The 20,695-nt window shown below is 48.0% G+C and carries 22 protein-coding genes; 4 read left to right on the top strand and 18 right to left on the bottom strand.

The genetic code is table 11. From position 1 onward, the window contains the following. Window positions 1–16: 16 nt before the first annotated feature. The 8 genes from C1I60_RS17895 to C1I60_RS17860 form a co-directional block, all read right to left on the bottom strand. The gene (locus tag C1I60_RS17895; RefSeq protein ID WP_137062961.1) at window positions 17–778 is read right to left on the bottom strand and encodes an HpcH/HpaI aldolase family protein; all 762 of its coding nucleotides are present in this window, start codon (window positions 776–778) and stop codon (window positions 17–19) included. Continuing rightward, entirely contained in the window at window positions 772–2,661 is a 1,890-nt protein-coding gene (locus C1I60_RS17890; protein WP_137062960.1) for an IucA/IucC family protein, read from the bottom strand. The genes C1I60_RS17895 and C1I60_RS17890 overlap by 7 nt, the downstream gene beginning before the upstream one ends. After that, on the bottom strand, window positions 2,652–4,613 hold the full coding sequence (locus C1I60_RS17885) for an IucA/IucC family protein (RefSeq protein ID WP_137062959.1): 1,962 nt from the start codon (window positions 4,611–4,613) through the stop codon (window positions 2,652–2,654). The genes C1I60_RS17890 and C1I60_RS17885 overlap by 10 nt, the downstream gene beginning before the upstream one ends. 25 nt (window positions 4,614–4,638) lie before the next feature. Next, a complete protein-coding gene (locus C1I60_RS17880; RefSeq protein WP_137062958.1) occupies window positions 4,639–6,108 on the bottom strand; it encodes an MDR family MFS transporter in 1,470 nt (489 codons plus the stop codon). Between the two features lie 12 nt (window positions 6,109–6,120). Continuing rightward, complete coding sequence (locus C1I60_RS17875; RefSeq protein WP_170970877.1) at window positions 6,121–7,524, bottom strand: diaminobutyrate--2-oxoglutarate transaminase; 1,404 nt, start codon at window positions 7,522–7,524, stop codon at window positions 6,121–6,123. A 368-nt stretch (window positions 7,525–7,892) separates the two neighbouring features. Then, entirely contained in the window at window positions 7,893–8,237 is a 345-nt protein-coding gene (locus C1I60_RS17870; RefSeq protein ID WP_137062956.1) for a cupin domain-containing protein, read from the bottom strand. A gap of 240 nt (window positions 8,238–8,477) precedes the next feature. Next, entirely contained in the window at window positions 8,478–8,813 is a 336-nt protein-coding gene (locus C1I60_RS17865; RefSeq protein ID WP_025683611.1) for a YolD-like family protein, read from the bottom strand. A 12-nt stretch (window positions 8,814–8,825) separates the two neighbouring features. Beyond that, a complete protein-coding gene (locus C1I60_RS17860; protein ID WP_014281351.1) occupies window positions 8,826–9,020 on the bottom strand; it encodes a hypothetical protein in 195 nt (64 codons plus the stop codon). Window positions 9,021–9,358: 338 nt separating this feature from the next. On the opposite strand from C1I60_RS17860, the gene C1I60_RS17855 reads away from it, so the two are divergent. Next, complete coding sequence (locus C1I60_RS17855) at window positions 9,359–10,189, top strand: hypothetical protein (RefSeq protein ID WP_137062955.1); 831 nt, start codon at window positions 9,359–9,361, stop codon at window positions 10,187–10,189. Window positions 10,190–10,337: 148 nt separating this feature from the next. Here C1I60_RS17855 and C1I60_RS17850 read toward each other — a convergent pair whose 3' ends face one another. The 6 genes from C1I60_RS17850 to C1I60_RS17825 form a co-directional block, all read right to left on the bottom strand. Continuing rightward, window positions 10,338–10,826, bottom strand: coding sequence for a hypothetical protein (locus C1I60_RS17850; protein ID WP_137062954.1), 489 nt, complete (start codon window positions 10,824–10,826; stop codon window positions 10,338–10,340). A gap of 158 nt (window positions 10,827–10,984) precedes the next feature. Next, window positions 10,985–11,347, bottom strand: a complete 363-nt coding sequence (locus C1I60_RS17845) for a response regulator (protein WP_137062953.1) — start codon at window positions 11,345–11,347, stop codon at window positions 10,985–10,987. Window positions 11,348–11,729: 382 nt separating this feature from the next. Next, entirely contained in the window at window positions 11,730–12,725 is a 996-nt protein-coding gene (locus C1I60_RS17840; RefSeq protein WP_137062952.1) for a metal ABC transporter substrate-binding protein, read from the bottom strand. Window positions 12,726–12,775: 50 nt separating this feature from the next. Further along, window positions 12,776–13,624, bottom strand: a complete 849-nt coding sequence (locus C1I60_RS17835; RefSeq protein WP_137062951.1) for a metal ABC transporter permease — start codon at window positions 13,622–13,624, stop codon at window positions 12,776–12,778. After that, complete coding sequence (locus C1I60_RS17830; RefSeq protein WP_137062950.1) at window positions 13,570–14,277, bottom strand: metal ABC transporter ATP-binding protein; 708 nt, start codon at window positions 14,275–14,277, stop codon at window positions 13,570–13,572. The genes C1I60_RS17835 and C1I60_RS17830 overlap by 55 nt, the downstream gene beginning before the upstream one ends. A 244-nt stretch (window positions 14,278–14,521) precedes the next feature. Then, entirely contained in the window at window positions 14,522–15,586 is a 1,065-nt protein-coding gene (locus C1I60_RS17825; RefSeq protein WP_137062949.1) for a CobW family GTP-binding protein, read from the bottom strand. 256 nt (window positions 15,587–15,842) lie between these two features. Between C1I60_RS17825 and C1I60_RS17820 the strand changes: the two genes are divergently transcribed. From C1I60_RS17820 to C1I60_RS17810, 3 genes are read left to right on the top strand one after another with little or no spacing between them, the layout of a single operon-like run. After that, on the top strand, window positions 15,843–16,844 hold the full coding sequence (locus tag C1I60_RS17820; RefSeq protein WP_137062948.1) for a permease: 1,002 nt from the start codon (window positions 15,843–15,845) through the stop codon (window positions 16,842–16,844). An 8-nt stretch (window positions 16,845–16,852) separates the two neighbouring features. Then, window positions 16,853–17,830: a TIGR03943 family putative permease subunit gene (locus tag C1I60_RS17815; protein ID WP_137062947.1), complete on the top strand. Its 978-nt coding sequence runs from the start codon at window positions 16,853–16,855 to the stop codon at window positions 17,828–17,830. A gap of 18 nt (window positions 17,831–17,848) precedes the next feature. Beyond that, window positions 17,849–18,955, top strand: coding sequence for a CobW family GTP-binding protein (locus tag C1I60_RS17810; protein WP_137062946.1), 1,107 nt, complete (start codon window positions 17,849–17,851; stop codon window positions 18,953–18,955). Window positions 18,956–19,066: 111 nt separating this feature from the next. Here C1I60_RS17810 and C1I60_RS17805 read toward each other — a convergent pair whose 3' ends face one another. From C1I60_RS17805 to C1I60_RS17790, 4 genes are all read right to left on the bottom strand, one after another. Then, window positions 19,067–19,309 (bottom strand): type B 50S ribosomal protein L31, encoded by a 243-nt coding sequence (locus tag C1I60_RS17805; RefSeq protein ID WP_014281334.1) that lies wholly within the window; start codon window positions 19,307–19,309, stop codon window positions 19,067–19,069. A gap of 86 nt (window positions 19,310–19,395) precedes the next feature. Beyond that, a complete protein-coding gene (locus tag C1I60_RS25790; protein WP_252361766.1) occupies window positions 19,396–19,617 on the bottom strand; it encodes a hypothetical protein in 222 nt (73 codons plus the stop codon). A gap of 273 nt (window positions 19,618–19,890) precedes the next feature. Beyond that, entirely contained in the window at window positions 19,891–20,040 is a 150-nt protein-coding gene (rpmG, locus tag C1I60_RS17795; RefSeq protein WP_007430271.1) for a 50S ribosomal protein L33, read from the bottom strand. A gap of 68 nt (window positions 20,041–20,108) precedes the next feature. After that, the gene (locus C1I60_RS17790) at window positions 20,109–20,678 is read right to left on the bottom strand and encodes a hypothetical protein (protein WP_137062945.1); all 570 of its coding nucleotides are present in this window, start codon (window positions 20,676–20,678) and stop codon (window positions 20,109–20,111) included. Window positions 20,679–20,695: the final 17 nt, after the last annotated feature.

Here is a 20,695-nt window from a genome sequence, read left to right as displayed (position 1 = left end):
TCCTTTATGTTGAGAGCTACTGTAGGTCAGACCTTCTTTTTTGCAAGGCGCGAAAAGCAATTCCCCGCTCATCACCCAGCACGAAGGCATGAACCCCTTGTCCTGCCCGTGCGCCGTATTCACCGTCCCTACGCGGAATGGCACAGTACGGAATACCTGCTTGCCGTGAAGCTTCAAAGACGCGCTGTAGCCCTTCCTGCACAATCGTTGCATCGGTCTGCCACGGCACCCCGTACGATTGGGACAAATCCGCTGCTCCCTCCAGCACCATGCCCATACCCGATACAGACAAAATATCGGTGATGCGTTCCACACCCAATCCGCTCTCAATCATCGGCACCAGCATGATCTGATCATTGGCCTGCTTCATATAGTCCACCAGACTTCCTTTGCCAAATGCGGCAGGCCTGCCGCTGTTCAGGCTTCGTTTGCCCTCCGGGCTATATTTTGCAGCCTGCACCAGCATCTCCATCTGCTCCCTGCTCTCCACATGCGGAACGACAATTCCCTGTGCTCCGCTATCCAGCACACGCAGTATTTCCTTGGCATTGACCTCTGGCACACGCACCAAGGGCGTGATTTGTGCAGCTTCCGCAGCACGGATCATATGCTCCACCGTCTCGGGATTGACCATGACATGCTCCATGTCAATGATCACAAAATCATATCCGGCATGTCCGATCATCTCGACCGTAAGCGCCGTTGGGATGGAAGCGATGAGGCCAAATACCTCCTGACCTTTCCGCAGCTTCTCCTGAAGCCGATTTACAGTCAGCATGTCGGCTCCCGATACGCATATAGCGGGTTCATTCCCGGTTTGAAATGAAGGTCCTCATCCCCAAGCAGCCGCCGTTTCATCAATTCTTCAATCTGTACGGTCGGGGCAAACAAATCAAACAGACGGAATCGCTCCTCATGCTGAGGATGCTGGCGCTGATAATCATGAATGACCTGTGCGGACATTTTCCAAAAGCGCTGCTCATCCAACTGATATTGTTCAGCCAGGAACATCGCCAGCTCGGCGGCAGCAATAAAGAAAAAAGCATCGTAGGAAAAGTCGCGTACATCGTCCGGGTTGCTCGTTTTAATAAACGAATTGCGGTTAATCCGGGCATGACTTGACGGCTCAGGATGAAGATCGGGGCATTTCTCCGGCTCTGTCAGATGCTTCACGGAAAACCGCACACCATCATGAAAATCCTTAAGCGCCACCCGTGTCGGTTGCCCGTTCCGGTGGATCAAAATGATATTCTGACCGTGGGATTCCATACCAATCCCATGCGCATACAGCATATGAATAATCGGCGATATTGTGGCCTCCAGCACACGCCGGGTCCATTCCTCTACACCGAATTGCTGTATCCACGGATCTATGAAGGGCACCCCGTTTTTTTGCACATAGCATAGTCCGTTAAAAGGAATCGCATCCTCATCCGACTGCAAATAGCCATGGATGCTTTCCCGCCAAACCGTCCCCAGTGAGCCGTAGGTTTTCGCCTGACGGTATTCGGGAAGCTGCTCATAGTCATACGTGATACCCAAAATCTCACGTAAAACAAAGAACCCCTGCTGAGCGGCATATTCATCGTGCTCTAGCAACCCATGCAGCCAGTCCGTGATCAGCGCTCCGTTCAGCACCGTATGTCCAGCCATGATCCGGCTGGTGGAGGTGTTCGTAATGCTGAGCGACAGCTTCACATACGAGCGCTCCGGTGTGGTCCGGTTGGACCATGTGCGGATCGACTGCTGCGCCTGATACACATCGCTCGCTTCACCGAGCCATACGATCCGCTGATCCGTCAGCTCTTGATGAAACCGTGGCAAAATGACCTGCTGCCATTGCCACGGGTGGACAGGCATGAAGCGATAGGTCTCCGGTTGCTGACCGTAGCTGGTTAACAAGGCTTGGAAGCGCGCAACTTCACCTTCTCCCAGCTCCTGGCGAATAAATGCTTCATACTCAATTGCCTGCGACTGCCCCGCCCGGCTATGGCTTTTAGCGATAGCCAACCAAACAGGACGGAGAGGCTGCTTGAACTCGGGACCATACAGCTCATTATCTGCCAGCGTAAATCCGATTCTGGATTTGTAACATGGATGGTAGGGATGTCCATCCCCCAAATTGCCTTCCAGCTCATCATATCGACGCTGGTCATCCGTCAGAAATGGCGCGGTGAAAGAGCTTTGCGCCTGTACATCCTTTAGCAAGGTCTGCTCCAATTCCTCGATAAAGCGCTGAAGCCGTTCACCCTGCTGTGCGGCACTGAGGACCTCATTTGCAAAATCCGCCAGCATGGCTGTCGTTTCGCTTCCGTCTGTCCCAACTCGAATGACCGGAACAGGAACCAGCCGAATGCGCCCAAAGCTGTGCATCCATTTCCCGACAGAACGGTATTGGACGGGGCGACCTGTAAGGTCCTTGCCGGACAGTATAAAATGTGGATCACCGCTATCCACGGAATCGCTGTACGTGTCATAAGGCAAAATTTCTTCATATAGCAATGCCTGAATCAGTTGACGGATGATACGCTGCTCGACCTGTGTAAAGGTATCCGAGCGGAGCGCCTGAATGAAGCGTTGAGTCGTCGAAGCGTTGCTGGCGGGAGCTGTAGAAAGATTGCTTGTGGAGAAAATATGATCCGAAATGTTGGTTACAGACATGAAGTCACCTCACGAAAATGAATTGGATTAGGGATCAGGATAAACGACGGCGTATCCCCTCTGGACTGAAAACAGCTTGTAAAATTGGCTTTGGCAGGCAGCGTAGGTGCGGTCAATAAATCCTGGATATAGGCGGCTAGACGGGGGCAAGAACCAGCATCTTGTTTCCGTAATTGCTCCAGCACCTTGCGAACCACCCTCCAGTGCTCCTGCTCACTGTGTTGCTCATGAACCGCAAGGGCATGAATCAATGCCCCCAAATGGTTAACAAAGAAATAATAACGGGTTCGCATCCACGGCTCTTCTGCACCGTACAATACAGGGCTATCCTCAGCAATCAGTGAACCGACCCACCCGACTGCCTCGGCCTGTTCACGCACAATACTTACGCCCTCCAAATCCCGTACATAGTAGCAGTCCGGCCATCCATCCTGTAGGGACAGAAGCGAATTTTGTACATGGGCCTCGAAGGCGATACCCTTCACCGCAAGCAAACGCAGCATGGGCACCATGGATATGTGCAGATACCGTTCCAGCCAAGCTAACAGGTCAGGCCGATTTCCATTTTTGCCCGGGTAATTGTCCCGAATTACTCCAATAAGCCGCGGCTCCTGTTCACCCGGCAACGGCTCCAGCAAGGAAGCCAGTACATAGGTGGATTCAGGGTTCAAATCCATGGGACGATAAAGAACCGTAAACTGGTCAGAAAGCTGCTCCAGCTCTTGAGCCGTCGCTGTTCCTCGTTCTGTTGCCGCCGGGCTATACTCATGTCCTGCGTCATACTTTGCATCACTCGTGGTGACCTGTGAAAGCCCTGCATCCTTAGTAAACTCAGGACTCTCTGTGCGTTTCGCTTCCTCATTCGCCTGGAAGCATACGCGGCTGTATCCCGTTTCTGTCAGCACCTTGAAGGACTCGGATTGGATATGAGACGACCAGCTGGCTGAAAGCTCGTGAATGACCTTCGCAGCATCCAATGTACGCCGAGCCTGCTCCTGTGTATTGTCACGCACCAGATTGGTAATCCGCACATGCAGCGGCAGCTTATAGCCGTTTCCGGTTTTTAAATCCCATACTGTTCGTATCGAAGAAGTCGGATAAATGACAGGACCTAGCGCACCCAAAGGAATCAACACCCGCTGACGTATCAAACCTTGAATGCAGGATTGACGCAACACCTGCTCGGCCTGCCATGGATGCATGGGCAAAATGCGATATCGTGCCAGCTCCTCTCCCCATTGACGCCGAGCATGGAGCCGCACAGATGGGTCAATGGCATCCCTGCGATACTCTTCACCAATCCATTCCTCCTGCACGTTATCCTCATGAACCGCGAAATAATACAGCGGAAACGCCGCGCCCATCTCGGGACTGTATAATAGAAGCTCATCATCAGCAAAGCCCTCCGTGCTTTTCGGAAAAGGATGAAAAGGGTGCCCGATCAGCAAAGACTGCTCCGAACGTACATACGTCAGGTGGGCTTCTGTACCAGAGAAAGAGTGTAGCTTGCTCTCGCCTATGGTCTTAATATGGTGATCCATAAAGAGCGTCATTTTGTGTATACTGTTACGAATACGCTGCTTCATCTTTTGCTGCTCTGCTTCCCGTTGCTCGGGCGTAGCGTGATAGCTCATCTCGTCCAGCAGCCTTTGTATAACTCCATCCATCTCCAGCGGCCTGTGCATCCCACCTTCTTCTACCTCGTACCAAGCACTCCCATACACATGTTGCCCGGTTGCAGAGAAGTGGTGTAGAGTTCCCATGATTTGCAGCCCGACTTGGGGCAGAGTCACCCTTATTTCCGGTGCTTTCGTATTCATTCTCGGGTCAAATTGTTGCATTTCCCGCAGATAGCTGTTGACCAAAGCCCGTAGTGTCGCTTGCTCCGCCCAGCTCTTGCTTTTGGACAGCTCTCCAGCGATCGTGGAAACCTCCGTTGATTGTGTCAGCATGTATACTCTTTCTCTCCCTTCCTGTTCAAACCTTAGGTGCAGCCGCAGATGCTTTCGCTTCCTGGGTATCTCTGGATGTACGCCGCGCTCCTTTGTTGCGAAGGAAATCAGGGGTCTTCAGGAAAAAAGCAGTGGGAATCGTGAGTAAAATCAATATACTCAACCCGATAAAGCCCTCCCTGATCGCTTGCAGCGTTCCCGTTTCCAGCGAATAGCCCCCCACCAGAAGCTGAGCCTTGCGAACTTCAAAATAAACCGAAATCACAACCATTCCAAGCGAAGAGGTCAGTCTTCGCATCACATTATTCATTGCTGAGCCTTGGGCTACCAGCTCGTCGGGAATCGCATTCAGCCCGGCCGTTGTGGCAGGCATATTCGACAGACCCAGCCCAATCCCCCTCAGCATCATGAGAACGAAAATCATCCACAGCGGTGAATTCATCTGGAGCATACCGAGCATCGCCGTAGTGGCACAGGTGATGATAAGTCCCGTGCTGATCATTCCTTTTGGCCCCTTGCGATCTAATTGCTTGCCCGCTATCGTGACGAACCACCCTGTACATATAGCGGAAGGCAAAAACACAAGTCCTGTCATCATGGCGTCATAGCCATACACATGTTGAACCAGCATCGGAACCAGAAAAATGCTGCCGAACATCGCAATCGCCTGTACACTCGCCACGATAACGCTCAAGCTGTAGGTCGGTATTCTGAAAATGTGTACATTCAGCAGCGGCTGCTCCTTCACCAGCTCCATTCGCACGAACAGAACCAGCAAAACCGCTCCTGCAAGGAACAGCAGAATAGGCAGCGGGGCAATCAGATCCGCAACTGTCGTTGTCCTGCCCAGCGCAAACAGAATGAATCCCACACCCAACGTAACCGTTATAAATCCGCTGCTGTCAAAGGTGCGCGACGGATTGCTATGTGCGGCTGTTAAATAACGTAACCCCAGCAGCAAGCCCAGCAGTCCGGTTGGCACATTTATGAGGAAAAGCACCTGCCAGCTACTTAGAGACAGCACGATTCCTCCCACCGTAGGCCCGAGCATCGGAGCCGCCATAATCGCAATCCCCCAGATTCCTGTCACCTTGCCTCGCTCCTCCTTGGGAAAGGCTTCAAAAATCAGCGCCAGCGATAACGGAATCATCAGCCCGCCTGCCATCCCTTGCAGTCCCCGACAGAGGATGACGGCGGTAAGCCCCCACGATAACGAGCCGAGCAAGGAACCTGTGACAAAGAGCGCAAGTCCGCTCAGGTATACTTTCTTTTTGCCAAAGCGATCTGCCAGATATCCCGTTAAAGGCATCGTCATCCCCATCGTGATCAGAAAAATAGTGATGAGCCAGCTCGCCGCAGCAGCGTTCGTATGAAATACTTTAATGAAGGACGGAATCGCCGGGTTCAGCGAACTGTTATTCAGCAAAACCGTAAAGGTGCCGAGCATCACCGTGATGACGACCTTCCATTGCTCGGACACAGCCCGTATTTTCATTCCTTGACCTGCTTAACCATGACCGTGCTGCAACCCGGCATAGGCCACATGCACCGCTTCACTAAAGATGAGGAAAATGTCGTCAATTTGGCGCTCCGTCACAATCAGCGGCGGTAAAAAGCGCATCACGGCCGAATGCCTTCCCCCCACCTCCAAAATGAGTCCACGTTTCAGGCATTCCTGCTGTATTCGAGAGGCTAGCTGCTTATGAGCCGGATGATGTCCTAGCTGATCTACAGGCTGTCGGTCATCCACAATTTCCACCCCGATCATAAGCCCCCGGCCGCGTACATCTCCGATGCAGCCTGTTTGCTGCTTCAAGGAATTCAGATGCCCCATTAATTGTTGGCCTCTGGCCGCGGCATGGTCGGGTATACCGTGCTCCTTGATATATTTCAGCGTGGCCAGCCCGGCAGCCATGGCCATCTGATTGCCACGAAAAGTACCAATATGTGCACCCGGATTCCATACATCCAGCGCTTCGTTATAAATCACAACCGACAGCGGCAGACTGCCGCCGATCGCTTTGGACAAGACCAGCACATCGGGAATAATGTCAGCATGTTCAAAAGCAAACAGCTTCCCCGTTCGTCCAAGCCCGGTTTGCACTTCATCAATGATTAGCGGGATATTCCGTTCCCTGGTGATACGGCGAATTTCCCGAAGCCACTCCACAGGCGCAGGAATAGAGCCTCCTTCCCCCTGAACCACCTCCAGAATAAAAGCGCAAGGCGTAGCAATCCCGCTCTCGGGATCATCCAGCAGATTTTCGATATAACGACTGCTATGCGCCTGCGTCTGGTCTCCACCTGCTCCAAACGGGCAACGATACGCATAGGGATAGGGCATAAAGTGAACATCCGGTATCAAGCCCTGTACCCGCTCTTTTTGCCCCAAAGTACCACTGAGACTCATCGTAGCGTGGGTCGAGCCATGATAACCTCCCTGAAAGGAAAAAATGCTTCGGCGGCCCGTAGCCGTTTTGACCAGCTTGATCGCGGCTTCCACCGCATCTCCCCCGGTCGGGCCACAAAATTGAATTTTTGCCTGACGGGCAAATTCAGGAGGCAGACTGGCGAACAGCTCTTCTACAAATTGCTCCTTCACCGGAGTAGTCAAATCCAGCGTATGCAACGGACGCTTGTGATCCAGCAGCTCCCTGATCGCCTCAATGACCACCGGATGATTATGACCGAGTGCTAAAGTTCCGGCCCCGGCCAAGCAATCGTAATACATTTTTCCATCCATATCCTTGACATGAATGCCCTCTGCTTCGGCGATGGCAATGGGAATACGTCGGGGGTAGGATCTGGCATTGGATTCCCGTGCAGCCTGACTCTCCAGATAACGAGTATTTTGCGAGATAGCAGTAGTAGCTTTTGGCAACTCGACCACTCCTTTGATATTGATAATCATTTTCAATTAATTCACCTCCTTATTATATGGAATAAATATCCTCATTCCATGGACATTTCAGACTGGAATTTGGACAAAAACTGCTTTTAATTCCTAAAATAGAATAAAAAACCACAACAAAAATCGTCATTTCGACCATTTTCACTGTGGTTCTTTGGCATTTCTTCCTGACAGAATCAGGAGTGCGGCTTTTCATATGAGATTTTTGCTACTGTTACGAACTATCTCCATCATGTACAAGCTCTTCCAGTAGATTCAAAGGATATTTTTAATGAAAAGACCAGTCAGACATGATTTATATGTGCTGCTTTAGCCAGTGCGCTGTTCGCTCCGGTTGCGAGATCGGAAAATGATGGGCTGCCGAAATATTATTTTTCAGTCAGGACCCGATCACCTCTGCTCGCAGGCTGAGAGATCACCAAAAATTCAACATCCTCATTCGTTTCGTTAAACATTTGATGAGGAACCAAAGGAGGAACCTCACAGCCTTCCTGAGATCCTAATTGGATTCGTTCACCATCCATTTCAAGTATGGCTGTACCTGATAAAATGAAGAAGAATTGGCGTGCATGATGGTGATAATGTCTGACCTCGTGTGTGTTCCCGGGCATACGCTCATGAATAATACTCAAATCCTTATTTTTCACCAAACGCCAACCATCACATTGGTCTCCCCATATGTAATGTTCGGCATTGTTTTTACTTATTTTCAAGCTGAACCCCTCCTTTTACCATTACTGATTCATTTTATGCCTATATTCCTACGGCTACAATCTTATTTTCATCCAACAGAACGAACGTAAAAAAGTCCGACTTACCCGGACTATTTTTTAAAATCAGCATTTTACAACATTCGATTCCCAACGTTCGAAAGTACAATAGATAGACGAACTAAACCGTTTCGATCTCTATATTGCTGATTTAAAACCGCTCTTGGGATTGTTGCAAAATGCTCATATATCTGCCTCTATAATTTCCTCCAGCTTAATCCAGCTAAAATCCTCTTCCCCACGGGACAGCTTCACTTCCCGCCGACTCGTGTTAATCACCGTCACAAACCCGCACAGCTCCTCATCATCAAATGGATTAAATACCCGCAGCGTAATGGGCTTCCGCTCGTTATAGGAAACGATGATCGCCTGCTCAATCTGCTGCATTTCCTGATCGTCCAGTGTCGGCTTGCCGCGTCTCCCCTGCTCCTTCATCAGTCGCAAATATGCATCCCGATGTTCAGGCAAGATCATGCGCGAGCTTTCCCATATGCCGTTCCCTTCAAGCTTTTTCCCCATTGTAAACGCCTCCTATGCTGTTCTGGTTACCGGATGCCATGCCAGTACCTGATCTAATCGAAAAACGCGTGGCTGGCCTGTCTGTAAACAAGTGGCCCGTATCAAACCATTCCGCACACGATGCACCTCAATGCGCCGCTGAGACAGCTTGCCCTTCCGGTCCATATACACGATTTCCACGATCTGTCCCACGTATTTTTCCAGCATGCTCCTTCACTCCTTATCAGAACGTTTGTTTGTATTATATGCGAACATGCGTTTGATTATCAATGTTAAATAATCCCCTGAGAGAATGTGATGCTCTCAGGGGATTATTTAACACACTTTGGCATCAAAAAATGAATCTTCCCAATCGTAATTCCAGCCCACATGTAATAGATCATCATAGTATTATGCCTATATCCTGGAACGTAGAATATTCCAAACTCCAATATATATGGGTTTTATAAACATTTATTTATAAATATAGGTATTAATGTTTAGACAATACTTTTCATTTTTTGTAGTCTTGGTAAGAAAATAAAATTTAAAGGAGTGTAATGATTATGAAATTTGTAAAGCTAACTTTATTCACGGTAGTTTGGATGATGGTCCTCTTTTTTAGTACTAGCCACAGCACATATGCTGCGGCTACGGGGGATGTCCTTAATAAACCGGAAGAAGGATGGTCTCGTTATGAAGCGAATACGCCCGAGATCACCTATCTAGGTGGTAATTGGTTTCGTGATAATACTGGCCCAATCACCTGGACTTCTCCCTGGCAAAAATCTGGAACCAGTTTAAAGTTTAATTTTAAAGGTACTAAATTAAGATTAATTTCCACCACTTGGTGGTCTGGTTCCAGCAGCATTGATGTCGTTATAGATGGCGTTAAGGTTGATAACTTTTCTTTGACTGGAAGTGACGTAGCAGCCCGTAAAATCATGTACGAAAAATTAAACTTGCCTCAAGGAGAGCACTCTGTTGAATTTGTAAATAAAACACCAAATTATTTATTTATATATGCAATTGATACGGATGGGTCGTTACTTCCTTTTAAACCTGTCGAGGTAGCGCCAACTCCTGAACCGTCAGAACCAACTAAACCTTCCGAACCGTCAAAGCCCTCTGAACCATCCGAACCCTCACAGCCGAGTGGTGACCGTGCAATTCTGGTAGTGACTATGGATAACGGGCTTGAAAAAGAATTTGATATAAGCAAGAAAGAACTAGCCTCTTTCATTCAGTGGTATGACGCTAAAGATGCCGGACGGGGTGCTTCTTTCTTCGCCATTGATAGACATACCAATAACAAGGGCCCTTTCAACAGCCGCAAAGACTATGTAATATTCAATAAAATTTTGACATTCGAAGTAAACGAATATTCATCTAAATAATAACGAATCACAACACATCCACAACTAATTCAATATTTAAACACTCCCTCGAAGTTGGACAGTTCTTAACATTAGAAAAGTGGCAAGCCTCCAAGTGATGAGGGGCTTGCCATTTAACGCTTGTCAGAATTAAATCGCTGGTGCGGAATTAAAATTCGTAGGTGGACAGCTTGATATCCTCTTTATTCAAACTTTTCAACGGATAGGCTTGGCCACTCCAATAAGTCAGGATATCAACAGGCTCATTAGCGCTATGTTCTTTTAACATAAGAGATAACTCAGGCAACAAATGTGGAAGCTGGTAAGAGCTTGTTATAAAATGGTACTCTTCCGGGCTTTCACATTCTTCAGCTCTGTAAAAAACAAAGCAACCCTCGGTGTTGTCCCCAATGAGCACAATGTAACGAGCAAGAAAAATAATGTCACCATTGGAAAAAGGAATGGAATACGTCGAAGCAGGAATTAAATCCGTTTCCACCCCTTCTATGCGCGCGGTAAGTTCACTGTTAAGAGCATCTATTCTTTCTCGTTGCTCGCTAATGAGGTGTTCATAACATACAGGGACAAGCCCTCCTTTCCTAACCGTGGTGATCAGTTCATCGATAAATACCTTTTGAGATAAAACCCGATTGCTCATCCTATTCATCTCCACATTCATTTAAATCACAACCCTCTTACTCATTTTCAAGATGCTTCATATTTATGTAAATTAAAATCTTATGTCATAGAATTGCTCTCTCGTTCAACTTATGGATTGCAGCCATCATCATGAATGGGTACGGTTAATCCGATCAATCAACTACCAAATATTTTTGTGATTGCGTTCACAACTCTCTCCATTTGAAATGGTTTAACAATGAAGTCCTTTGCACCTGCCTGAAATGCTTTGATAATCGCTTCTTGCTGACCCAAAGCAGAGCACATTAAAATTTTAGCCTGAGGATCAAGCCTTATAATCTTTTCAACAGCCTCAAGTCCATCCATCTTGGGCATATTAATGTCCATGGTGATTAGATCTGGACGAAGGTTCGAGTACTTCAAAACAGCGTCATACCCATTTTCCGCCTCCGCAATAACAGAGTGACCCAAATCCAAAAAAATATCCTTAAGCACAGATCGCATAAATAAAGAATCGTCGACGACTATAATGGTTGCCAAGGTTAATCTCTCCTGTCGTTGTATATATCATACTTCTTCATTCAGATGCTGACTGCTGAACAAAATGCATATCCAAGTTTCAATATCGGTGAAATAATAACTGAAGTTAATAGAAAAAATCTGTTAAAAATAAAAACGTTACCAATGGATTACAAACGGAATTTTAAACCAGATACTATTGAATTAGTTTTCAAAACAGGTTTTCATAATGACGTAAATTATTCCTGTAGGGTGAAGATCACAAAGTACTAGGTATACACTGGAACCTTAGCACTATATAAGCTGGACTTAAAAGTGACCTATTGTGCCGTTCCGCCTACTCTTTTTCATGCATAAAAAAACAGACGCCCATATAGTCCCAGCGTCTGTCTGCAAATATATTCTATTCATTCAGGGCTTTTTTCAAAGCCTCCATGTTGTTTTTCATAACGCCAAGGTAATCGAGGTTCTTCTGTTTGTCTTCATCCGTCAGTCCTTCGAGTGGGTTCAGTACATCGGTTTTTGCACCGATTTCAGTAGCTACAGTTTCAGCGACCTTTGGATCAACAAGGGTTTCAAAGAAAATCGTTTTAACATTATTCCCTTTGGCAAATTTGATAATTCCCGCCAGCTTGTCCGGTGTAGGCTCTTGCTCCGGAGAAAGTCCAGCAATCGGCACTTGGGTCAGGCCGTATTGCTTAGCCAGGTAACCAAAAGCAGCATGCTGGGTAATAAAGTCTTTGCGCTTTACATCTTTTAGAGCTGTTTTAAACTCGGTATCCAGCTCTTTCAATTTAGCAATGTATGCATTGGAATTTTTTTCATAATCTGCTTTGTTCGCAGGATCTGCAGAGATAAGACCCGCTTTAATGGACTCTACTTCCTTTTGGGCCAATACCGGATCAAGCCATACGTGAGGGTCCAGCACATGATCGTGACTATGACCTTCCTCAGCGTGTGCTTCTCCTTCTTCCTCCTCAGCAGTACCTTCCATCAGGTTAAGCCCTTTGCTTGCTTCAACCACAACACGCTTGTCGTTAGACGCGCTGCTCAAAGCCTGCTCTGCCCAGCCTTCGACGATACCGTTATATACAAAAACGTCGGCATCCTTCACCTGTGCCATATCTTTGGCGCTTGGCTCCCAGTCATGCGGCTCCGCACCAGCAGGAACCAGCACGGTTACATCAGCATGATCTCCAGCGACCTGCTTTGTAAACTCATACATCGGATAAAAAGTGGTAACCACTTTCAGCTTTTTGCCGCTGTCCGTCGTTTGTGCCTGATTCGGCTCGGCTTGGGGAGCGTTGGTAGCTGTATGATCAGATTTAGCTCCGCAGCCGGACAAAATAAGTGCCAGCCCCGCAGACCATACGAATGATTTTTTGAACCATGTATTCATGCTCATAACTCCTTTATTTGTTTGGTTTTTCAGAATACGCACTGTTTCATTCACTGGCGTGCTGCATTCTTCTGCCGGGAGGCCTGCTGCTTACCCAGCTTGCGGACCAGCTTTTGAATACCGGTTCCCACGATCAGGAATAATAACAGCACCATGGCAATCGTTCCCCCTGGGGGTGTACTCAGTTCATACGACGCCGTTAAACCCGAAAATACCCCGATCAATGCGGTCACCATAGATATCCAGATGGCTGCGGCAAAGCTTGGAGCAATTCGAATCGCCAACGCAGCCGGTAACACGATCAGTGAGGAGACAAGCAACACACCGACAATCGGCATGGCAGCGGCTACAATCATCCCTGTCAAAATGCTAAACGCAAATGAAATGGATTTGACAGGAAGGCCATTTGTCTTCGCCGTCTCTTCATCAAAGGTAATCTGGTACAAAGGACGCCGAAATACGAAAAAGAAAATCCCACCGATCACAGCCACTGCGATCATCAACATCAGCTCTGTCTGATTGACCGCTACTACCGAACCGAATAAGTAAGCTGAAAAGCCTTTATTAATGCTCTGATTCAGGTTCATTAAAATAACAGCCGTCGACAGGCCACCTACCATAATAATTGCCACAGAAATCTCGCTGTACGTTTTATAAGACCTGCGGACGTATTCAACGATAATCGCTCCGATTATAGCCACAATAAAACCGGTTATCGTCGGATTAATGCCCAAATAGGCTCCCGCTGCCACCCCTGCCAGCGATACATGCGATAGCATGTCCGCCATCAGCGCCTGACGCCGCAGCATCAGGTACACTCCAAGCACCGAGGCCAGCAGTGCAATTACCCCACCGGCACAAAATGCCCGCTGCATGAAGTCGTAGTGCAGCATTTCCATCCGCCATCTTCCTTCCTCTCAAGCTCAATAATACGATCCAGATAATGCTGCACTTCCGATAGGCCATGCGTAACCATGACGACGGTTCTTCCATATTCCTTAACCTGCTGATTCATCAGATCGTAGAAGTGATGACGGCTTTCCTGATCCATTCCGGTCGTGGGCTCATCCAAAATGAGCAAATCCGATTCCTGAGCGAGCGCTCGTGCAACACAGATGCGCTGCTTCTGTCCACCGGACAACTCACCGATTTTACGATGACGCAAATCCCACATGCCTACCTGACGAAGCGCCTGCTCTGTCCGTTCATGATCCTCGGGCCGCATGCGGCGCAACCAGGAGCCATGAGTGTATCTTCCTGAACGGACAAATTCCAGGATAGTACTTGGAAATCCGCCATTAAAAGCAGCAATTTGCTGCGATACGAATCCAACAACAAGCTTCTTGCCCTCACCTGTGCGGTCGGACATAAACACCTTGCCCTTCCAAGGTTGAAGCAAACCGAGCAACAATTTGAGCATTGTCGATTTGGAAGCCCCATTCGGCCCGGTAATGGCCACAAATTCGCCAGAAAAAATTTCAACATTGGCATCTACCAGGTTAGGAACATCCCCGTAGCCAAATGTAACTTGTTCCAGTGAGGCTAATAACATGACGCAAATCTCCCTTTCCTTTAAAAAGCCTGGAGCCATCTGAACGGCATACCTCCGCGCAGATTCTCCAGGTCGTTTATTCTCATTAAACCATCTACCGTAATTATTACGATTAGATAATAAAAAAACAAGCGTTTGATAAACGTAACCTTTACGCATTAGCAAGTTTAACAGTTTAGAAAAGGTTCGTCAATGTTTTGCAGGTCTTTTACTCGTTTACTTTACATGCCACTCATTCCTGACGTCATGAACCAGTCAAAGGCTTTTCAGCCGCTTCCAGCTTTCTCAACCGTTCCTCGATTTCGGAAGCAGAGAAATTTTCGCCCATGACGACGGCTACATCGTTTACCTGTTTTTGCGGGCGAATCGGAATGATTTCCAGCTCCCGGTAGGCAAACTGGAACATCATCTGACCCTCTGATTCCAGAAAACGCACAATTCCTTTGGCTCGGTAAATTTCAGCTGGCAAACTGCGAAACAACTGTTCAAACTCGGAGCGTGGCACAGGTTGTCCAAAGAAATGCGTGTGAACAACTACATGGTCGTAGGAATGATAATGCTCCCCATGTTCGTGGTCATGGTCATGATGGTGATGGTCTGCATGGTCTTCATGATCATGAGCGTGTGGATGATTTTCCGAACGATGAAGATTATTTTCGCTATCGGCAGTTGACTCCTTTTGCCCCGAAACGTCCATGCGATCCTCTCCTTGAATAGCGAAAAAAGTATCAGCGTCCACGTCGCTCCGTTGCGTGCTCACCGTCAGCGCATACGGATTTAATTCTTTGATGAGTGCCTGTACCTTTGGCAACTCCCCGGCAGCCAATAAATCAGTTTTGTTAATAATCAGCCTGGAAGCGCATCGAAGCTGATCCTGCATCAGGCGATACGACTTGTTTCTCTCGTGACCTGACGCAAAATCCAGAAACTGACGGGCATCCACCACTGTAATGACGGATTGTAAAATCATAGTGGAATATATGGAGGCATCTGTCACGGCATCTACAATTTCCATCGGATTAGCTACTCCGGTACATTCTACGATAATCACGTCCGGCTTATATTCCTCGGCAAGATTCATCAGCTCAACGCCTAAATCTCCACGAATGGTACAGCATATACAGCCACTAAGCATTTCCTTCATGGGAGCCTGATCGTTCACCAGGCTGCCGTCCAAGTTAACATCGCCCAACTCGTTCATCAAAATAGCTGGCTTGAGCCCCTGCCCTTTATAGTAAGCCAGCGCATGCTGAAGAAGAGTTGTTTTACCGCTACCCAGAAATCCAGACAAAACAACAATCGGTATCATAAAATCCTCCTTGTCTTTCCAACGTTTTAATATGGATCGTACCGTAAAAAATTCCTTCTTGCAATCGTTTATCGGATTTTAATCGTAATATTTACAAATTGGTATAGGCACATTGTCCAATTAAAGAACACAATTATATAGATGTTCACGCATGAACCGTCTATAAGGGAGTACTTCATACGCTACCAGCGGACATGTTTGTCCCATTACAGGCATAGAATGTAGACAAGAACCCTTATTCCCAAGGAGCCGTGGAATGAAAACCAGTACGCTGTTGAAAATGCTGCCTTTTATGATTCCGTTTGCCTTTCTCATCCCTGTGCTTGTTACGCTATCTCCCCGATGGCTTCGTTTGTTAGATATGAGTCAACTGCAACCGTTAAAAACGGTATTTATGGGCATCTTTCTGGAAGCTGTCCCGTTTCTCCTTATCGGTGTACTCGTCTCATCCCTTTTGCAATGGCTCGTACCAGAGACATGGATTCGTAAAATAGCGCCTGCGCATCCTGTGTCGGGTGTCCTGCTGGCCTCCTTGCTGGGTCTGCTGTTTCCCATCTGTGAATGCGGCATGATCCCTGTCGTTCGCCAATTGATGCTCAAGGGAATGCCTGCCTATATGGGCATCACCTTTATTTTAAGCGGGCCGATTATCAATCCCGTAGTGCTGGCTGCGACGATGATGGCCTTCCCTTCCCATCCCGAGGTCACTGCCGTTCGAATAGGGCTGGCCTTTGCCGTTTCCGCGATCATTGGGCTGATCGTGTATGCCTTTGTGCGTGTGCATCCGCTCAAAAGGTCATTGCTCTCTTTTAGCCAGCAAAGGCAGAACAACCAGACTCATCAGCACAATCGCACATGGCGGGGCTTTTTTGTACATGCTGGCGACGAATTTTTGGACATGAGCAAATATCTCATTATCGGCGCGTTGCTGACAGCCTGCATACAGACCTTCATCCCGCGTGATGAAATGCTTTCGCTAAGCGATGGAACGGCTGGCTCGTACGCCTTTATGATGGGCTTTGCCTACGTCCTGTCGCTATGCTCCACCTCCGACGCCTTCGTCGCTACTGCTTTTTCGCATACCTTTACACTGGGTCCGCTGGCATCCTTTCTCGTATTAGGCCCGATGCTGGATTTCAAAGGCACGCTCATGCTGCTAAGCACCTTCCGCACCAAATTTGTCGCCGTCTTGTGCTTACTCATTGTTTCGTTCGTCCTGGCGGGCTCTATAGCTGCTGAATGGTTATTGGGGAGGTGAATACGAACGTGAATTCAACCTTTAGCATGCGCTGGCAGTATGGCATGCGCTCCTTGCTCATGATTGGATTGGCTGTGTATATCATCACCTTGAGCCGCTCGAATTCCCTTCATTACTATCTGGCTCCGCAAATGCAAAAGCTGCTCCTGCTCTGCCCCGTGCCCTTGCTGTTTATCGCTTTGGCCATGGCATGGCACGGCATAGCCGGGGACCGAGAAGGTGAGGATTTATGTGATTGTGAGCATCCGTTACCGCAAGGCTGGTTCAAAAAAATGCTCGTATATGGAATGCTGCTCATTCCGCTGCTGTTCGGTTCGCTGCTGCCCAATCAGGCGCTTGGCAGTGATATGGCGGCCAAAAAAGGCATGTCCTTCACGTATCCCAACCCGGAGATCCGACGCAAAACAGATACACAAACCACGAAAGCACCTGTATCCTCCATTTTATCTACTGCATCTTCTAGCTCAGCCTCGCCCCCCGCAGGGGGAAAATGGAGTCAGGAAACGCTGGATAAGCTGTTCGTTCCGCCTGATAAGTACAATGTAGAATTTGCCGAGCTGGCGAAGCGTCTGTACCAGCAGCCGATCATACTGATCAAACCGGAAATTTTCTCCGAGACTATCGGGGCCATCGAATTGTATAAGCACGCTTTTGAAGGAAAAAAGGTGCAGGTGACTGGCTTTGTCTATAAAGACGGCAGCCTGCCGGGCAAAGGTCTATTTGCGGTGGGAAGGTTCCTTGTTATGTGCTGTACCGCCGATGCCATGCCATTCGGAATCATCGTCCAATCCAAGAAGGCCCCGTCCTTTGACAAGGATACGTGGGTGACCATTGAAGGCACATTACATGCCACACAGAAAGGCAATGCACCCGTACTCGAAATTCGATCCGAGAAAATAACCGCAGTCGCACAGCCGGAATCCCCTTATGTTTATACCCAGGCAGATTCAGTAGCCACCTTTGATCGCTTGAATGCAGCACACTAACCCTATCAAGGAGGAATAATGATGAACAAGGTTCCTGTGATATTAATCAGCGGTTTTCTTGGAAGCGGTAAAACGACGCTGCTTCTGCGCTTGCTGGCCCATGCCCGCCAAATTCCGCTCCGTCCCGCAGTATTAATGAACGAAATGGGTGAATACGATGTAGACGGTGCCATTATTACTGAAGAAATGCCTGACGTATCGGTGGAGGGACTGCTGGAGGGCTGCATTTGTTGCAGCAAAAGAAATGAGCTGGCAGGCGCTCTGCACACCCTGCTCAGTCAGGACCCGGATCTGATCTTCATGGAAACCACCGGAGTAGCCAACCCTGAGCAAGTGCTGGAAGAGCTTCGCTCCCCGTTGCTGGCGGATCGGCTTTATCTGGTTCACAGCATCAGTGTTGTGGACGCTGAGCTTTTTCATGAATACAATAGCCGCTTCACCGCTGACAAGGAACTGGTCCAGACCCTGCACGGGCAGCTTCGCACCGCAGACTTCATTGTAGTGAACAAGACAGATGCGGCAAGTAGCCGCGAAGTGAAGAGGGTTGTCAAGAGCATTCGCAAGCTCAATGATACGGCCAAGCTGCAAACCGCTGAGTATAGCCGGGTTGACCTTGGACCCCTGCTGGAGCCTGCACTGGCCTCCGTATCCGTTGCCGCAAAACCTGTACAGGTATCTCAACCCGCACCAGCAGCACAGGCGCAACGAACCGATGCAACGGCATCGGACGACCCTATTTCTGTCAAAGGTATCGGGCAACCCGGCAGTATTTCCAGAAGTACAGCATTCAAGGTCATTTCTGGGCACAGTCATAGCCACGATCCCAACCAGCCCCATTCGTTTTCCCGTCTGGAGAGCTTAACGCTGCATCAATATACTTTACAGTCGCTGGAAAAGGAACGATTGGAAAGCTTCCTGACTGGAATCGGCTCCTCCCTGCTTCGCGCAAAAGGCTATTGCGTGCTTCCGCACGAAGGTACGATGCTCTTGCAATATTCAGGCAGTCACTTGGAGTGGCAGCCCACCGCGCTCCCCGTGAGTCAGGGGTATGTCACGCTCATTGGGGAGCAACTGGATAAAGCATCCATTACCGACCAATGGGAGCAGTGCTTTATTTCGCTTTAAATGGCAGTTCTGGATTAAGACAAAAACACCTCCTGCATCTGCAGGAGGTGTTTTAAAAAGCGACGTCCACGAATTATTTGTATAATCCGTGAACATAACGCTCGTCTTGTTCTAAAGGTTATATTTTTTGTTAAAGCGATCCACACGTCCACCGATATCCACGTTTCTTTGTTTACCAGTGAAGAACGGATGAGAAGCGGAGCTGGTATCTACACGGATAACCGGGTATGTGTTGCCATCTTCCCATTCCATCGTTTCTTGGGAATACTTAGTGGAAGCACTCAGGAAAGAGAATCCACAGCTAGGGTCCAAAAAGATAACTTTGTTCAATGTTGGATGAAGATCTTTTTTCATATTATTCACCTAAGCTTTCATATCATTTTATTGGTTCAAACTCAAACGTACTGGCGCAACATTCCATCACTTAGCAAAAGGAACGGTTATGTCCCAGAAAAAAAAGACGACAGATCGTAAGGGTTGTGCTCAGGTTCGTAAACGACAAGCAAACGATGCCGCATATATCGCATCGCCCATTGCACGAACGCTCCGAATCTTTCGTCAGCCTTCATCGTTATATAAGCATATAGTGAATGGTCCTCCGGCTCGTCCCAAATGCTGACACCAGCACAGGAGAACTCGGTAGCCACGTGCTTTCGATTCAAAAGGCAAAGCGTACCATGCAGCTCCGCATCTATCGTACAGCCATGAAAAAAGCCATTCGCTTAGGCGTAAGCTTTATCTTTGGACGCTCTATCCACTGGACTAATTCAAGTTTTCGCCGGTTCCATAACGCAGGCTTTTGCAAACTTAACACGATTTCTTCATCATGAAGTGGAGAGACCATGCTATGGCTCCTTTATGAAGCCCTGTATCAATAGATTTCAGACTTCGTTCAGGATGCAAAATAATTCAGGTTGCTATGTAGCAAACCCAAATTATCTAGTTTCACGATGGATCGTATACTTTTTCAGACGCGGAGAGTATTTTTTCATTTCAAGACGCTCCGGGTGATTTCTTTTGTTCTTGGTTGTTGTATAGTTGCGGTCACCAGATTCGGTGCATGCCAAGGTAACAATTACGCGCATTTCTCTTCCTCCTTAAATGGAATACATGGTATACAATTACAATAGTAATTTTTACGATTAGTTCTATTCTATAATTCATGGTGCTCTTTGTCAACCTTTGACTGACGGTTTATGGCTTCTTCTACTGAATTCCAGCGATTACGGTACTGTGCCAGCTTCGGATGAAGTTCTAATGGCTCAGTGGAAAGCAGCAATCTGACGTTTCTGATCCATTCATCAAACGATGCATAGGATGCACACAAATTTGCAGTTTCAGGACTCATGTACAGAAAAAGCGGGGGAGTATATTTTTCCGCCAGAAAACGGATTGCTGCTTCAATCGGCGTATACTTTTTGCGTTTACCTTCCCAGCTCTCGATTACGACAGCACCCAAAGCCTGCTCGCGCTGCCACTCCCCAAGAGCATCCACCCGCTTGTAATACGAGCGAACCGACTGCTTCCACATTCTTCTGACTGTTTCCTCATGCAACGGGTATAGTACCAGCTTTTTAAAGGATAACGCAGCTCCCGTTTCAGCAAAAATCTCCAGCTCTCCAGCTGTAATCTGCTCAAACATATCATAATAGATCATAGTCCCTTTATGCGTCTCGACTGGAGGCTCATAGCCATAGGGTACATATTGAAGGTTTCTTGTCATGCCGGACACTCCATCCT

It is taken from the genome of Paenibacillus terrae, from assembly GCF_005217525.1.
Classification (GTDB): domain Bacteria; phylum Bacillota; class Bacilli; order Paenibacillales; family Paenibacillaceae; genus Paenibacillus; species Paenibacillus terrae_C.
This window is presented reverse-complemented; position numbering and strand designations above follow the sequence as displayed.

Coding starts and splice junctions, on each gene's coding strand:
- C1I60_RS17820 (WP_137062948.1), top strand. CDS start 15,843: ATGAAAACCAGTACGCTGTTGAAAATGCTGCCTTTTATGATTCCGTTT.
- C1I60_RS17790 (WP_137062945.1), bottom strand. CDS start 20,678: ATGACAAGAAACCTTCAATATGTACCCTATGGCTATGAGCCTCCAGTC.
- C1I60_RS17860 (WP_014281351.1), bottom strand. CDS start 9,020: ATGCTGGAAAAATACGTGGGACAGATCGTGGAAATCGTGTATATGGAC.
- C1I60_RS17885 (WP_137062959.1), bottom strand. CDS start 4,613: ATGCTGACACAATCAACGGAGGTTTCCACGATCGCTGGAGAGCTGTCC.
- C1I60_RS17855 (WP_137062955.1), top strand. CDS start 9,359: ATGAAATTTGTAAAGCTAACTTTATTCACGGTAGTTTGGATGATGGTC.
- C1I60_RS17835 (WP_137062951.1), bottom strand. CDS start 13,624: ATGGAAATGCTGCACTACGACTTCATGCAGCGGGCATTTTGTGCCGGT.
- C1I60_RS17830 (WP_137062950.1), bottom strand. CDS start 14,277: ATGTTATTAGCCTCACTGGAACAAGTTACATTTGGCTACGGGGATGTT.
- C1I60_RS17880 (WP_137062958.1), bottom strand. CDS start 6,108: ATGAAAATACGGGCTGTGTCCGAGCAATGGAAGGTCGTCATCACGGTG.
- C1I60_RS17840 (WP_137062952.1), bottom strand. CDS start 12,725: ATGAATACATGGTTCAAAAAATCATTCGTATGGTCTGCGGGGCTGGCA.
- C1I60_RS17895 (WP_137062961.1), bottom strand. CDS start 778: ATGCTGACTGTAAATCGGCTTCAGGAGAAGCTGCGGAAAGGTCAGGAG.
- rpmG (WP_007430271.1), bottom strand. CDS start 20,040: ATGCGCGTAATTGTTACCTTGGCATGCACCGAATCTGGTGACCGCAAC.
- C1I60_RS17850 (WP_137062954.1), bottom strand. CDS start 10,826: ATGAGCAATCGGGTTTTATCTCAAAAGGTATTTATCGATGAACTGATC.
- C1I60_RS17890 (WP_137062960.1), bottom strand. CDS start 2,661: ATGTCTGTAACCAACATTTCGGATCATATTTTCTCCACAAGCAATCTT.
- C1I60_RS17810 (WP_137062946.1), top strand. CDS start 17,849: ATGATGAACAAGGTTCCTGTGATATTAATCAGCGGTTTTCTTGGAAGC.
- C1I60_RS17805 (WP_014281334.1), bottom strand. CDS start 19,309: ATGAAAAAAGATCTTCATCCAACATTGAACAAAGTTATCTTTTTGGAC.
- C1I60_RS17875 (WP_170970877.1), bottom strand. CDS start 7,524: ATGATTATCAATATCAAAGGAGTGGTCGAGTTGCCAAAAGCTACTACT.
- C1I60_RS17865 (WP_025683611.1), bottom strand. CDS start 8,813: ATGGGGAAAAAGCTTGAAGGGAACGGCATATGGGAAAGCTCGCGCATG.
- C1I60_RS17825 (WP_137062949.1), bottom strand. CDS start 15,586: ATGATACCGATTGTTGTTTTGTCTGGATTTCTGGGTAGCGGTAAAACA.